This window comes from Prevotella micans F0438 (assembly GCF_000243035.1).
Taxonomy (GTDB): Bacteria; Bacteroidota; Bacteroidia; order Bacteroidales; family Bacteroidaceae; genus Prevotella; species Prevotella micans.
Genome location: NZ_JH594521.1, coordinates 103,812 through 118,428, shown reverse-complemented (window position 1 = coordinate 118,428; position 14,617 = coordinate 103,812). Strand labels below are relative to the sequence as shown.

Genomic DNA, 14,617 nt, shown 5'->3' with positions numbered 1-14,617 from the left:
TTTGGCTTTCGGCAGGTGCCGAGGCGTTGTTTTTGAAATTTTATGTCTTTCGGCGGGTGCCAACGACTGTTTTTTTGAATTTTCTGCTCGTCGGCAGATGCCGAAGCGTTGTTTTCTATGTTTTCATCTCATCCGAGACCTCGGAAGCACTGTTTTTTATTTTTTCTCCTCTTCCGAGGCCTTGGAAGAGGATGTATATCATAGATTTACCCTTACGGAATGCGCCGCAAGACGGTTGTGCGCAACCATATTTCGAGTAACAAACTAAGCAACGCCGCCAGCGCAAACGGGAAATAGGCTTCATACCGACGACGATTCGATTTTGAATCAATCTTCGTTTTTTCAAGCTTATCAATGTCTTGATAGATTTTCGACAGTTCGCCGCGACTCTGCGCACGATAGAATGTGCCGTCGGTGGCCGAAGCTATACCCTCGAGAGTTTTATAGTCGATTTCGCCCTTGGCCTGGATGTATTGGTTTTGCCCGTTTATAGAAATGGGGTAGCGCACCATACCATCGGTTCCGAGACCGATGGTGTAGACCCTGATTCCGAACTTTTTGGCAATCGCGGCGGCAGTGAGTGGCGATATGTCGCCCATGTTGTTACTTCCGTCGGTTAGGAGGATAACCACCTTACTTTTAGCCTTGATGTCTTTGAGCCTGTTCACAGCATTTGCCAGTCCCATTCCGATGGCCGTTCCATCCTGAATAAGTCCGTTTGCGGCGAGGTCGGTTCGCACGCCTTGCAACAGGTTCAGAAGCGACGCATGGTCGGTTGTCATAGGGCATTGTGTGAAAGCTTCACCTGCAAATATGGTTAGACCGATGTTATCGCCCGGCCGACTGTTGATGAACTCGGTTGCCACATCTTTTGCGGCTTCCATACGGCAGGGGGCCACGTCCTCGGCAAGCATACTCGTGGAGATGTCCATGGCGAGCATTATGTTTATTCCCTCCGTTTGGTTCTTTCCGAAAGGACTATTGGTTTGCGGTCGGGCCAGCACAATAACCGTCAGCGCAAAAGCCAGGCATCGGAGCCACATGGGCAGGTGAACCATCCGAACTCGCCAGTTGCGAGGTGCATGGCGATAGGCAAACGTGTCGCTCATTCGCATTGTGGGCTCGCTGTTGCGGCGATAGCGAAAATACCACAGCACATAGGGAACTATAAGCAGCAGTAGCAACAAGTATTCTTTATTTGCAAATTCCATTGTGTGGAGAGAAGGAGGGTTAAACAATCAAATCGTAAACCGATATGCCTATGTATATTAGGATGCCGATAGCCGAGGAGACTAGCAATGCTATGCCCGACTTGAGAAGTAATCGGGTGCGGCGCGACTGCTGCTCTTCGGCCGTGAGCTGCGGCGCAGATTGCTGGGCTTCGGGTTGTGCCTCGAGCTTTGTTTCCTGAATAAACTGAACAACGTTTGTGAGATAGAGCTCCTCTTCGTTTCGGAGGGTGGAGTGTTTGGCGAATTTCACGAGGTCGGCCGTTTGGAACACCTCGCGTAGCTCGTTGAGCTTTTCTCTGCTATCTTCGGCACGTAGGCGGTCAATAATCTCGCTCGAGGTCATTTCCATAGCCATAATTCCGAATCTATCTTCAAGATATTGCCTTAAAATATTGGTGAGCGAGGTGTAATAAGCCTTCTGGTCGTTGCCGGTTGTGCGGTTTATCTTTTCTATTTCCTGCATTGCTTTCTCGTGCGGCAGAATCTTCTTTTCAGTCTTAGAAAAAATTGTAATCGGTTTGTTTCGGCGTAATATTCCACGCAAATAGACTGCAGCTATACATAGACCGAGTACGAGGAGTAAAAGAAGGATTAGCGGAATAATTTCGGCCCACGAAAACGAATTGTCCATCACATCGCTGGGCGGAAACGGAGTGGCACGAGCGGTAGTGTCGACCTTTGTGGACTGAACCGTGAGCGGGATAGACTTGGTTGGATATTCCTTTCCATTCACGCGCACCTTCATTGCCGGCACATCGTATTTCCGGGCTTCCCAGGCGGTGATGGTATATGTGTTCACGGTTTTTTCAAGGTTGTTGCCTTGCTCTTCCTTTTCTCTGTCGGCAGTCACGACCTCCAGCCCGCCAGCCATCTGCTGGTTCGCCGAATAGTACGGGAAATTCACTGTAGAACCCTTAGGTGCTGTGACGCTTATCTGCAAGTGGGCCTGCGAGCCTATGAGAATCTCCGTTGAATCGAGACGTGCTTCGACATTCACTTGCGCCAGAACCGTGACAGCAGTAGCGATTAGGAATATTGTGGTGAGAATCTTTTTCATTTGTTTCGTTGAGCAAATAGGAACAATAATCTTCTAACGAAATCTTCGTCTGTGCCTATGGCCACATTGTCGACACTGCATTTTGAAAATATGTCTGACAGCTTTTCTTGTCGGTCGAGCCAATATTGCTTGTGTGCGTTTCGGATTCTTTTATCGCCAGTATCGACATACATTTCATGCCCTGTTTCAGGGTCTAGAACTTTCAACAATCCCACGTCAGGAAGTTCCTTCGCACGCGGGTCGTAAACCTGAATGGCCACGACATCGTGCTTATTGGCCGCAATGCTCAGGGCGTCTTTGAAATCGTCTTTCACATAGAAATCACTTAGAATAAACGATGTGCATCGCCGTTTCATCACCTTGGTTAGAAATTCTATCGCGTTGCCAAGGTTGGTTCGCTTGCTCTCGGGCTGAAAGTCGAGCATCTCGCGAATAATATAGAGAATATGCTTCTTTCCTTTCTTAGGTGGAATATATTTCTCAACGTGATCTGAGAAAAACACCACTCCAATCTTGTCGTTGTTCTGAATGGCCGAGAATGCAAGTGTAGATGCAATTTCAGTGAGCAAATCTTTTTTTAGCTGATTAACGGTCCCGAAATCAAGCGAGCCACTCACGTCGACGAGTAACATGACGGTGAGTTCGCGCTCCTCTTCGAATACTTTTACATAAGGATGATGAAAACGAGCCGTAACGTTCCAGTCAATGTCGCGAACATCGTCACCGTATTGATATTCGCGCACCTCAGAGAAAGCCATACCGCGTCCTTTAAAAGCAGAATGATATTGACCCGCGAATATGTCTCTACTCAATCCGCGCGCCTTTATCTCTATCTTCCGAACCTTCCGTAGGATGTCAGCTGTTTCCATAGTGTGCTTTAAAGATTATGGCACTTCAACCTTATTTATTATATCGCTTATGATTTGCTCGCTCGTAATATCGCTGGCCTCGGCTTCATACGACAATCCTATGCGATGCCTGAGCACATCGTGAGCCATGGCTCTAATGTCTTCCGGAACAACATAGCCGCGTCTTTTAATGAAAGCATATGCTCTTCCGGCACGAGCCAGATTGATACTTGCACGCGGACTTCCTCCGAAGGTTATCATCTGCTGAAGCTCACTCAAACCATAGCGTTCTGGGTATCGAGTTGCAAAAACAATGTCGGCAATGTATTGTTCAATCTTCTCATCAATATAAACTTCGTTCACAACCTGCCGTGCTTTCAGAATTTCGTTCATCCCCATCACCGGTTGAACCGTGGGCAGATGCTCATTAAGATTTTCTCTTATAACCAACTTTTCCTCCTCGAGAGTCGGATAGGTTATAATCACTTTCAGCATAAAACGGTCAACCTGCGCCTCTGGCAATGCATAAGTTCCCTCCTGCTCTATGGGGTTCTGCGTGGCCATAACAAGGAATGGGTCGGGCAACGTGAATGTTTGCTCGCCGATTGTAACCTGATGCTCCTGCATCGCCTCGAGCAACGCACTCTGTACTTTCGCCGGGGCACGGTTAATCTCGTCGGCCAAAACAAAGTTTGCAAACACGGGTCCTTTCTTCACATGAAAACTTTCATCCTTTTGTGAATAAATTTGCGTTCCTATAACATCCGCCGGAAGGAGGTCGGGAGTGAATTGAATCCTGCTATACTTCGAATCGATAAGTTGCGACAGAGTTTTTATTGCAAGAGTTTTTGCCAGTCCCGGTACGCCTTCGAGAAGAATATGACCATCGCTGAGCAAACCAATCAACAACGAGTCTATGAGATGTTGCTGCCCTACGATTACTCGGCTCATTCCTGTCACCAAATTAGTAACGAATGAACTCTGTTGTTCTATCCGCATATTCAATTCGCGGATGTCTATAGCTTCTGTCATTTTGAATATTTTTTTATTGTAGTTCCTTTAAATATTGCGATGGCAAAAGTACAATATATGAAAGCATGGCTAGGAAGAATCGTTTCTAAATTATATTAAAAAGAAATTGCCGGCTTATAGTCTGTAAAATTATAATAAAAGGATGTATACAAGTTCGTATATATGTACATAATTGTATAATTTTACAACCGCCGATAAATAATACTTTGAATATGAAAATCAAGAATAGTAGACTAGAAGCATTGAAGATGTTGCTTTCGAATTTGGAATTAAGTTCTCAAGACGAGGTATTGAAAGCGCTAAATAAACAAGGTTTCAAACTGACGCAAGCCACTTTGAGCCGTGACATGAAACAACTGAAAGTGGCGAAAGCGGCCTCAACGAGTGGAAAATATATTTATGTTCTACCGAGTGAAACAACGTATAAACGTGTAACAACGTCGCGTAGAACAGTAGATGTGAGGAAGCGTAGCGGATATTTATCGATACGTTTCGCCGGGCATTTGGCTATAATAAAAACTCGACCAGGCTGCGCAACGTCGCTAGCCTACGAACTAGACAACAGTGACCTCCCAGAGATTCTTGGAACTATTGCTGGCTACGACACCGTGTTTCTGGCTACTAAAGAGGGATATAATCACCGGGAGATTCTTCGTTTGTTATCGTATGTGATTCCCGAAATTGAATCTGACAGGCAGAACGATGTGCAAAAGAGAGAAGACCACGTAAATATGTATTAGTAATGAATACCTACCGAATATTGTCAGCCTCACCCGGAGGAAAATTCGAAGAGCAGCTCGAAAGTTTGAATACTGCTCTATTGCAATTTCTCGAGGACGAGAATAAACAAAAGCTGCAATATATAAAGGTATTCTTAAGTGATATTCAAAATCAATACGAGCCTCTATTGACCAGCGAGCTATATAAAACATTTGCCAACAAAGCCCTAACTGTTGTTGGACAACCTCCACTAAATGGAAGCAAGATTAGTTTATTGATTATAACAGCCGACGAACAGCAAAAACAGCTATTACATGCCTTGCGCTTAACAGATGAAGAGGCTGGGACGGAAAATGTTTATGAACAAACTCTCCGTCTTTTTGAAATGTATATTGATGCTGCCAAAGTAGCCCGAACCAAGATGAAAACCCACCTCGTGCGCACATGGATTTATGTTGCTGACATTGACACGAATTATAGTAGTGTTGTGAAAGCCCGGAACGATATTTTCAGCAGACACGGTTTAACCCCAGAAACACATTTTATAGCATCCACAGGCATCGGCGGATATTCGGCCATACGACAGGCAAAGGTTGCAATCGACTTTCTGACATATCCAGATATTAAAGAGCACGACAAGAAATATCTTCAAGCGCTCAATCATCTTAATCCCACTCACGAATACGGCGTAGCGTTTGAACGTGGCACCCGCGTTAATCTCGGGGACGAACAGGAATATTTCATCTCCGGAACGGCAAGCATCGATAAGAATGGAAGCGTTCTGCATATCGGCGATGTGAAGGCTCAAGCTATCCGACTGCTCGACAACATCGAAGCTTTACTAAAAGACGGAGAGGCCACACTTGAAGATGTGAACTATTTCGTAATATATTTGCGCGACCCTTCCGATTATTCAATCGTAGACGAATATATGCAGAATCGTTTTCCACGAACGCCACGCGTCATTGTCTATGCAAAAATTTGCCGTCCCGAATGGCTAATCGAGATGGAATGCACGGCAACAAGAAAATACTCCTAGGGCCGCAAGCAACACAGAAATTATTCCATTTACAACCAAAATAAAACTCACGATTATGAAAAAGAAAATGTTTCTGCTAATAGCTATTCTAGCTGTGACCATTAGCTCCCACTCACAAAACAAAAAAGTGATTCTGCCCGGCAAGGGAAAACTCGACATCGAAAAGTTCGACAAGAAGATCGATTTTAAGATGAACATTTCAGACTTATCGCTAAGCGAGCTCCGCGTTTTGCGTAACGCACTCGCCGCACGACAAGGCTACATCTTCAAGAGCGCCGATCTGTATTCCATTTACCGACAAACATCATGGTATGACTCTCTGGTATACAAAAGACTCATAGCCGAAGAAAAATCGAATGGCAAATACGGATGGCAGAAAGACGGGCAATACAAGCGTTCCCAGCCAACTTATACGAAAGAGGAAATCGAGTTCATCCGTAAGATTGAAAGTCGCGAGGAACAACTCCGCAACGACAATCGGCTACCGAAAGGAGCCATCGTGAATGTGGACAATATCATTAATCCCTATCAGCTCGAAAACATTGACAAACAACTATTCAATGCCCTCGGTCGAAACGGATTTGCAATCGTCCCGAACGACAGGCTCCAACTTTTCCACTTTTACGAGAAGAACGACTACTACAACTTCCCGAGTTTCGTTACCACCGACCTCTATCTTCAGCTTTTCCATCTTTATTTCGACTCATCGTTGCGCGACATTGAAGAAAACAAGCTCAATCCAATCGTCATAAAGCTAAGTCAGCAAATGTTCGACAAGATGACCCAGATTGTGAATGACCCATCTGCCGGCAAGAGAACAAAAGCAACCGCAGCCTATTGTCAAGCATATTTTGCCATAGCTCTGGCTTTGGCGCAAGACAAAATACCCGCGGGCATAACTCAACAATACCAGCAGACGGTCAAAGAAGAAATTAAAAAAGTGAACAATTCGGAAAACGACTTCTCAAGCTATCTAGGTTACACCAATGTGGAATTTTTCTACTCGCTCTTCCGTCCACGCGGTCACTACACCCGATCCGAGAAAATCAAACGCTATTTCAAGGCGATGATGTGGTTGCAGACAGTGCCATTCATGCCCGACACCCACGACGGAGTACAACGGGCTGCACTCATTGCCAAAACCATCTGCACCGACCAAAAACTAAGAAGCGCATACAACTCGCTCTTCGAACCGATGACTTTTTTATTCGGCGAACCCGACAACATCACAATCACACAAGTTTATGAACTCATGAGGCCCATGGAGCAGAACACCGAGAAACTTTTCAAAAATGAAAAGGCCATGGACGAGCTCGCTGAAAAAATAACCCAACTCGCCAAGAAGCAAATACGCATCTTACCGAAAATCCAGAGAACCAACCCGTACAAAGTGAACTTCATGCCGCAACGTTACATGCCCGATGCAGAGGTGCTCAACGAAATGGTTGACTTTGAAAGCAAAATATCGAAAAGAAGGCTCCCAAGCGGATTAGACGTCTTCGCAGCCATCGGATGTACCGCAGCCGAGCGAATTCTAATCGACGAACTCAGCGAAAACACAAAATGGGAGAAATTCACACCAACGCTCGAAAAAATGAAAACGTGCATGGGCCAAATCAACTGGGAAAAAACCGTGGCCAACAAATGGATAAACTCCCTCGCCGAAATGAACCACGTAGCCCCGAATATGCCCTATTTCATGAAAACAAAACAATGGGAGAAGAAGAATCTCAACACATCGCTCGCATCCTGGGCCGAATTAAAGCACGACGCAATACTGTATGCCAAACAACCAATGGGAGCAGAATGCGGCTCGGGAGAAGATGTCCCAGACCCAGTGGTGAAAGGATACGTAGAACCGAATATTCGATTCTGGACAAAGGCCGTGGAACTCATCACGGCGCTCGACAAGGTCTACAAGAAATTCAACCTCACAACCGAGAAAACAACCGCAACTACCAAACGAGTTAAAGAGATGGCCGAATTTCTGCTACGGATAAGCAAGAAGGAACTCGACCCCAATGCACCGGAATTAACCGACGAAGAGTACGGGCAGATTGAAATCATCGGAGCAACATTCGAAAACATATCACTCGACCTGGTTCGCGAACCGAATGAAGAACTCAGCGGATGGGACGACGTTAGCGGAGCCGATAAATCAATCTCCGTCGTAGCCGACGTCTATACAGCCAACGCCCTGAACAATCCGCGCCATGCGATTCTATACGAAGGCGTAGGCCCGGCCTACGAAATCTACGTTGTCGTACAAATCGGCAAAGACCTCTACCTCACACGCGGAGCCGTGCTATCCTATCGCGAGTTCGAACGCCCATCCGACGAGCAACGCATGACCGACGAAGAGTGGCAGGAAAAACTCAAGAAAAACACCACTCTCGGCACACCGCAATGGATGAACGAAATAATTGTTCCGCTCAAAATCCTCCCCGAAGAAAACGAAGAGCTCTTCTACAGTTCGGGCTGCTGATTCCGAGCCGTTCACCCCTACCCCATCACAAAAAATCCTATAAGCGCTCATTCGCTTATAGGATTTTTCAAATCCGAACCGAAAAAAACACCTGCCGCCCAAGTCAGAGCCCGGCATTCTCGCCAAATCGGACGCCTAACGGATACAAGAAACTATCTGCAACGAAAATTTGTCCCCTGCGTATTTCAGAAGTGGATAAAAAACTTTTTTTTCGGCTCAAAAGTTCCCGGAGAACGGAAAAAACTCTTTTTTCGGGCCAAAAGTTCTTCGGGGGTCGAAAAAAACTTTTTTTTCAGACCAAAAGTTCCCGGAGAACGGAAAAAACTCTTTTTTCGGGCCAAAAGTTCTTCGGAGGTCGAAAAAAACTTTTTTTTCAGACCAAAAGTTCCCGGGGGACGGAAAAAACTTTTTTTTCAGGCCAAAAGTTCTTCGGAGGTCGGAAAAAACTTTTTTTCAGGCCACGCAATATGCAGGGAGCAAAAAAACTTTTTTTTCGGGCCACGCAATGTGCAGGGGTCGAAAAAAAACTTTTTCCACCGCCCAAATTATATGAAGACTCTAAAAAATCAGATTTCTCGAAGCTCTACGAACATTTGTCTGTAAAACTCGGCTTTTTTCAGAAGCGACAGAGGATAGGCCCGACTGCTGCTTGGTTGACGGTAAAGACGAACGCTTCGGCCATGAAAAATAAAAGTCGTGTAAGAGCCCATCTTTAGGTTTTTAATCGAAATATCGTAATGATTGGCAAGAGTTTGAGTTGCCAGTTGGCCCGCAGTGAGAATAGCCTTGCATTGGGGAATTTGCTCGAGTAAATGGTCAATATCAGCCTGCTCGACGATGCGCAAGTCCTTGTCGGATGCAGTTCCCTTAGTTCTTTCTATCCTCAAGGCGGTGTCGAAAATTGCAATGCGTTTTTCGAGCAGAAATTGTTTTAGTTCCTGAAGTTTATAGGTTCTCCGGGGCTGGTCGACAAAGTGATTTGGGTCGTTGAAGAATACGACTCCGAAAATTCTCCACATGTCGTTCGCGTAATTCGGATAATACCATGGCATGCACCATCTTTTCTCAGAAGGAGGAAAAGTACCCAGCATTAGCAAGGTTGAATCTCGGGGCAGCCATGGCTGAAAGGGGTGAGTTTCGATTTCCATTTTGAAATGGATTAATACATCTCTTTCGTAAGATAAACAATAACGGGCAAGTGGTCTGAATATCCGTTGAGCCACACTCCGTCCGAAGTCGTTCGCTTGAGCTCGCCGCGGTTCCTCCCATCTTCCTGGAATAAATAACTGCGATGGAATATCTGATTCTTCCAGAATTTAAGCGTTCCAAGATACTTGGCATCTGTCTTTCCAATGAGATTCGGCGAAAGAAGAATCTGGTCGAATAACGCCCATTTTCCACGATGACGTAAAGTTCCGAAACTTGCTCTAACCAGAATATTATACCATGGATTATACATGTCGCCCGACTCAACCTCGTTTTGTTCAGACTTTGCAGAAAGAACTTCTCTCACACTTTTGCTTGTCGGGTTATCATTCATATCGCCCATGATAATCACATTCATCGCCGGATTATTGTAAATAAGCGAGTCCTTAATATTTTTCACCTGCTGAGCAGCAAGCTCGCGATACTCCTGTCCCACACTTCTACTGGGCCAATGGCAAATTATAAATCCCATTTCTTCGCCCGCCATCGTTCCAGTCACGGTCAAGAAACCGCGTGTTGGGTGTGCGTTGTCTTCCGGACGCTGATAGATGTAAGGAATTAGTTTCTGACCCGTAACGGTAAATATGCGTGGGTTGTAAAGCATCGCGCAATCTATTCCGCGGAGGTCAGGCCCTTCGATATGTACATATTTATAGCCCCTTTGTGCTAACGCAGGCTGTGTAACTAAATCCGCCATGACACGTTGATTTTCAACCTCGCTAAGTCCAATTACCGCACATCCAATATTCGGCAACACATCGGTTCCCATTTCAGACAGCACCTGCGCCATGTTTTGAAGTTTACTCTTATACTTCATTTCATTCCACTGGTAAGAGCCCTCGGGTGTAAACTCATAATCGTCCTTCCCCTCATCGTGTATGTAGTCAAAAAGATTTTCCTGATTATAAAACCCAATTGCATACACCGAAAATTTCTTTTGCGCCGTTGCCGAAACTGCCAGCAGTATCATAATAACTAAAGAAAACAGTTGCCTTTTCATATCGATTGTTTTTTATGAATATTAAAGCTCGTGCTGCAAATTTCGGGAATAATTCCGATAATAGAGCATACAATTCTGTATTTTAATTCACAAACCCAGCCGTTTCTGAAAATTATTTCGTTACTTTGCGAGCAAAGTTTCAGAATCCATTAATAAATATTCATCTTATGCAGAAAAAGCTGATATTTGCCGCCATTGCACTTTGCAGTTGCTGCATTGTACGGGGTCAGATAAACACTGACGACCATTCAGAACAACCGAACACAATGGATGGGTCGGCATTTACTCTAACAGAGGCTCAATTAAATGAGAACGACCACATGAACGGCGGTGTGCTTATTTTAAACTCTCGCAGTAATGTCTATGCCTCAGAGGTAGGATTTCTTTATTCTCCTTTACGTTTTCGCTATCGTGCACTGAACCTAAAGTATAATGAAATTTACATCAACGGCACTCCGATGAACGATATGGAAAGCGGATTGTTCCACTATTCCATGGTGGGCGGTTTGAACAGGCAGACTCGCAACATTGATTTCGCCCTGCCTTTCGAAGACAGCAACTTTGCCGTACCCGGGCTTGCAGGAAGTAATAACTATGATTTCAGAGCAGGCTCGATGGCATCTGGACAACGAATAACTCTGTCGGGAGCTAACCGCAACTACACGTTGCGCGGAATGTACACTTATGCTAGCGGATTCAATAATAAAGGATGGGCCATTGCGGCTAATGTCACTTATCGTTGGGCCGACAAAGGCTATGTAGAAGGAACTTTCTATAATTCGCTTTCCTATTTCTTCGGTGTTCAAAAAAAATGGGGCGATAACCATTCTCTTAGCTTTTCAACATGGGGCAATCCAACGGAACGCGCCATGCAGGGAGCCAGCACAGATGAAGCTTATTGGTTAGCCAACAACTATCAATACAATCCCTATTGGGGATATCAAAACGGAAAGAAAAGAAATAGCAGAATAGTGAACGATTTTGCACCGTCGGCTATTCTGACATGGGATTGGAAAATAAATCCCAAAATGAAACTCACAACAAGTTTGTTTGCAAAGTATTCGATGTACAAGAGCACGAAACTGAACTATAACAACAGTGAGAATCCGCAGCCCGACTATTGGAAAAACATGCCCAGTAGTTACTATGATGTTTGGGGCACTGGCGATGCAAGATTCCGTACTCCACAAGCATATGCCGACTGGAAAGCAGCAGTTGATTGGTGGGGCAGCGAAACAAATCGGCAAATCCAATGGGACAAGCTTTATTATGCAAACCGACAGGCTGCTCTGAACGGACAAGATGCACTTTACTATGTTCAGGCAAAGCACAACGATAATTTCATGACGGCCCTATCGTCAACTCTTAGAGGAAATCTGGGAAACAATAAATTATTCAATGTTGGTTTGGTACTAGGACAAACCATCGGACGACACTATCAAACAATGGAAGATTTGCTCGGCGCAAAAAGTTTCCATAACGTGAACACTTATGCTATCGGAACCTACCCAATAAACGATCCACGTGTGCAATACGACTTGAATACAATGGGGACACAAGGCCTAGGCAAGCTGATATATGTGGGAGATAAGTTCGGTTATGACTATAACATAAACGTTCGCCGCGGAACTCTTTGGGGCAATTATATTCAAAACCTCGGCAGAATTTATTTCATGATTGCTGCTAAAGTTGGCTACGACGATATGTATAGACACGGACACATGCGCAATGGAATGTTTGCCGACAATTCTTTCGGTAAGAGTAAGCACGCTGGATTCCTCACGGGTGGAGGTAAACTCAGAGGAACTTGGAATATCGGACGAGGTAATGCTCTTTCGCTCGGCGCTGGATATGAATATCGGGCTCCAAGCGCAAATACAGCTTTTATTTCTCCTGAAATGAATAACGACTTTGTGCTCAATCTGCATAACGAGCGTATTTTCTCCAGCGAAGCCAGCTACCAATATTCCAATAGTTGGATAAGTGCCAATCTGAGTACCTACTATAACCATCTCACTCACATCACAGAATGGCAGAACTTCTATTTTGATGATGGCAACTCATTCACTTACGTGAGCATGACCGGCATTGAAAAAGACATTTATGGAGTTGAACTTGGACTCGATTTCAAACTCACGAATTATCTCAACTTCAAAATGCTCGGAGCATGGAATGAAGCCAAGAATCTCAACAATGCCGACGTGATATACATGAACTCCACAAAGAGTACTCTGCATCAGGATGTCGTATATAATAAAGGTATGCGCGAATCTGGCACTCCACTCTCCACATACAGTGCCATACTCAGCTATAATAGGCGCGGTTGGTTCATTGATTTGGCTGGAAACTATTACGACCGTATCTATCTCTCCTATGCTCCGAATCTTCGCTACGGACAAACATTGCGAACGATGGGAACCCAATATGGAGGAATGGATTCTCAGGGCAACTACACCCCGCATCCACAAACCAAAGGAAAGGGTGGATTCATGCTCGACTTTTCCATAGGTAAGAACATTTATTTGAGTCATGGTCGATTGTCGATAAACCTCACCATTGTAAATCTACTCAACAACAGAACTATCGTTAGCGGAGGCTACGAAATGAGCCGAAGCAGCTACACCGTGAATCAGTCTACCGGACAAACCACAGCTCGCGCAATGGATTTCTATCGTAACCCCAAGAAATATTACGTGAATGGAATCAACGGCATACTGAATATATCCTACAAATTCTAACTAAATCGAAAGAGTAATTATAATGAAAGCAAAGTATATATTAATGATGGTTGCCGGTGCAGTTCTGGCGTCGTGCATGGGTAATAGCTATACCGAAATCGACGAGAACGGCCCAATCCCCTACGGAAATAACAACATCACCGAGAGTAAAGTTATCACCATAGCCAAGCTCAAAGATATGTTTGCAACGGAGATTGAAACCGACTATCGTCTCGGAGTAAGCTATCGACAAGTAACCGATTCGCTCCAAATCAAAGGCATTGTCACTAGTTCCGACGCGCAAGGCAACATCTACAACGAAATTGCCATTGAAGATAACACCGGAGCAATCATAGTATCAGTGGCCCAAAACGGATTATATGGCGCGCTACCCGTTGGGACAGAAATCCTACTTGATTTAAAAGACCTCTACGTGGGCAACTACGGACTGCAAGCCGAGATAGGAGTTCCGACAATGAATCAGAAAGGACTCTCTTCCATCGGTCGAATCAAACGCGCCACCTGGGAGCAACACTATAAGATTCTCTCCACCGGCAATAAGGTTGTGCCGACAGTTTTTGCCACAGGTACGAACCCCACCACTTGGGACATCGAAAAAGACGGCGGTAAGCTCGGAGTCATTCGCAACGTCAGCTTCAGAAGTAACGACACAAAAGGAGTAGACTCAACATATGCCAATGCTAATGGAGGAGCAGGAAACGTGAGCTGGACCCTCAACGAGCAAGACGCCAAGAAAGTGATTGTCTACAACAGCAACTACGCCGATTTTGCAAATGCCAAGATTCCAACAGGGAAGGTCGACATAACCGGTATATTCAAACGATTCAACGACCAATGGGAAATTATTATCCGTACCCTAGACGACGTTCAACCCACCTCGGTTAACCCATTTGCCGGAGTGGCAGGAACAGGCGAAGGCACTGCAGCATCGCCCTTCGATGTGACGCGAGCTATCAGCATGATTACGACGGGTAAATTCTCGGCAGACAAGGAATATTATATCTCCGGAACAATTTCCCAAATCGAATCCGTGTCGACACAATACGGCAACGCAAACTATTTCATCTCCGACGACGGCACAACCGCCAACCAGCTGAAAGTATTCCGCGGAAAATATCTCAACGGCAACAAATTCACTGCAGCCAATCAAATCAGCGAAGGAAAGAAAGTGGTCATTCAAGGAAAGCTCACCCTCTACAACGGCACCCCTCAAGTGGCCAAAGACAGTAAGATTATCTCTATCAATTAATAAATACATAA

At 45.1% G+C, this 14,617-nt stretch carries 11 protein-coding genes; 5 read left to right on the top strand and 6 right to left on the bottom strand.

Features of this window, described 5'->3' with window-relative positions; all coding sequences use genetic code 11:
- Nucleotides 1-212: 212 nt before the first annotated feature.
- From HMPREF9140_RS00420 to HMPREF9140_RS00405, 4 genes are read right to left on the bottom strand one after another with little or no spacing between them, the layout of a single operon-like run.
- A complete protein-coding gene (locus HMPREF9140_RS00420; RefSeq protein WP_006950961.1) occupies nucleotides 213-1,211 on the bottom strand; it encodes a vWA domain-containing protein in 999 nt (332 codons plus the stop codon).
- Between the two features lie 19 nt (nucleotides 1,212-1,230).
- Entirely contained in the window at nucleotides 1,231-2,289 is a 1,059-nt protein-coding gene (locus tag HMPREF9140_RS00415) for a BatD family protein (RefSeq protein ID WP_006950959.1), read from the bottom strand.
- Nucleotides 2,286-3,158 (bottom strand): DUF58 domain-containing protein, encoded by an 873-nt coding sequence (locus HMPREF9140_RS00410; RefSeq protein ID WP_006950958.1) that lies wholly within the window; start codon nucleotides 3,156-3,158, stop codon nucleotides 2,286-2,288. The genes HMPREF9140_RS00415 and HMPREF9140_RS00410 overlap by 4 nt, the downstream gene beginning before the upstream one ends.
- Before the next feature lie 15 nt (nucleotides 3,159-3,173).
- Nucleotides 3,174-4,169, bottom strand: coding sequence for an AAA family ATPase (locus tag HMPREF9140_RS00405; RefSeq protein WP_006950957.1), 996 nt, complete (start codon nucleotides 4,167-4,169; stop codon nucleotides 3,174-3,176).
- A gap of 212 nt (nucleotides 4,170-4,381) precedes the next feature.
- Here HMPREF9140_RS00405 and HMPREF9140_RS00400 point away from each other — a divergent pair, with 212 nt between their 5' ends.
- Genes HMPREF9140_RS00400 through HMPREF9140_RS00390 form a run of 3 tightly spaced genes read left to right on the top strand, consistent with a single transcriptional unit; the run spans nucleotide 4,382 to nucleotide 8,413 of the window.
- The gene (locus HMPREF9140_RS00400; protein ID WP_006950956.1) at nucleotides 4,382-4,909 is read left to right on the top strand and encodes an arginine repressor; all 528 of its coding nucleotides are present in this window, start codon (nucleotides 4,382-4,384) and stop codon (nucleotides 4,907-4,909) included.
- Nucleotides 4,910-4,911: 2 nt separating this feature from the next.
- The gene (locus HMPREF9140_RS00395) at nucleotides 4,912-5,928 is read left to right on the top strand and encodes a Rid family hydrolase (RefSeq protein ID WP_006950954.1); all 1,017 of its coding nucleotides are present in this window, start codon (nucleotides 4,912-4,914) and stop codon (nucleotides 5,926-5,928) included.
- Nucleotides 5,929-5,983: 55 nt separating this feature from the next.
- Nucleotides 5,984-8,413, top strand: a complete 2,430-nt coding sequence (locus tag HMPREF9140_RS00390) for a DUF3160 domain-containing protein (RefSeq protein ID WP_006950952.1) — start codon at nucleotides 5,984-5,986, stop codon at nucleotides 8,411-8,413.
- Nucleotides 8,414-8,979: 566 nt separating this feature from the next.
- Here HMPREF9140_RS00390 and HMPREF9140_RS00385 read toward each other — a convergent pair.
- Nucleotides 8,980-9,561 (bottom strand): uracil-DNA glycosylase family protein, encoded by a 582-nt coding sequence (locus tag HMPREF9140_RS00385; protein ID WP_025073317.1) that lies wholly within the window; start codon nucleotides 9,559-9,561, stop codon nucleotides 8,980-8,982.
- A gap of 11 nt (nucleotides 9,562-9,572) precedes the next feature.
- Nucleotides 9,573-10,619, bottom strand: a complete 1,047-nt coding sequence (locus HMPREF9140_RS00380; protein WP_006950947.1) for an endonuclease/exonuclease/phosphatase family protein — start codon at nucleotides 10,617-10,619, stop codon at nucleotides 9,573-9,575.
- 167 nt (nucleotides 10,620-10,786) lie between these two features.
- Here HMPREF9140_RS00380 and HMPREF9140_RS00375 point away from each other — a divergent pair, with 167 nt between their 5' ends.
- Both HMPREF9140_RS00375 and HMPREF9140_RS00370 read left to right on the top strand, forming a co-directional pair.
- Nucleotides 10,787-13,357, top strand: a complete 2,571-nt coding sequence (locus HMPREF9140_RS00375) for a TonB-dependent receptor (protein ID WP_006950946.1) — start codon at nucleotides 10,787-10,789, stop codon at nucleotides 13,355-13,357.
- 19 nt (nucleotides 13,358-13,376) lie between these two features.
- Entirely contained in the window at nucleotides 13,377-14,606 is a 1,230-nt protein-coding gene (locus tag HMPREF9140_RS00370) for a DUF5689 domain-containing protein (RefSeq protein WP_025073318.1), read from the top strand.
- The last annotated feature ends 11 nt before the right edge of the window (nucleotides 14,607-14,617 follow it).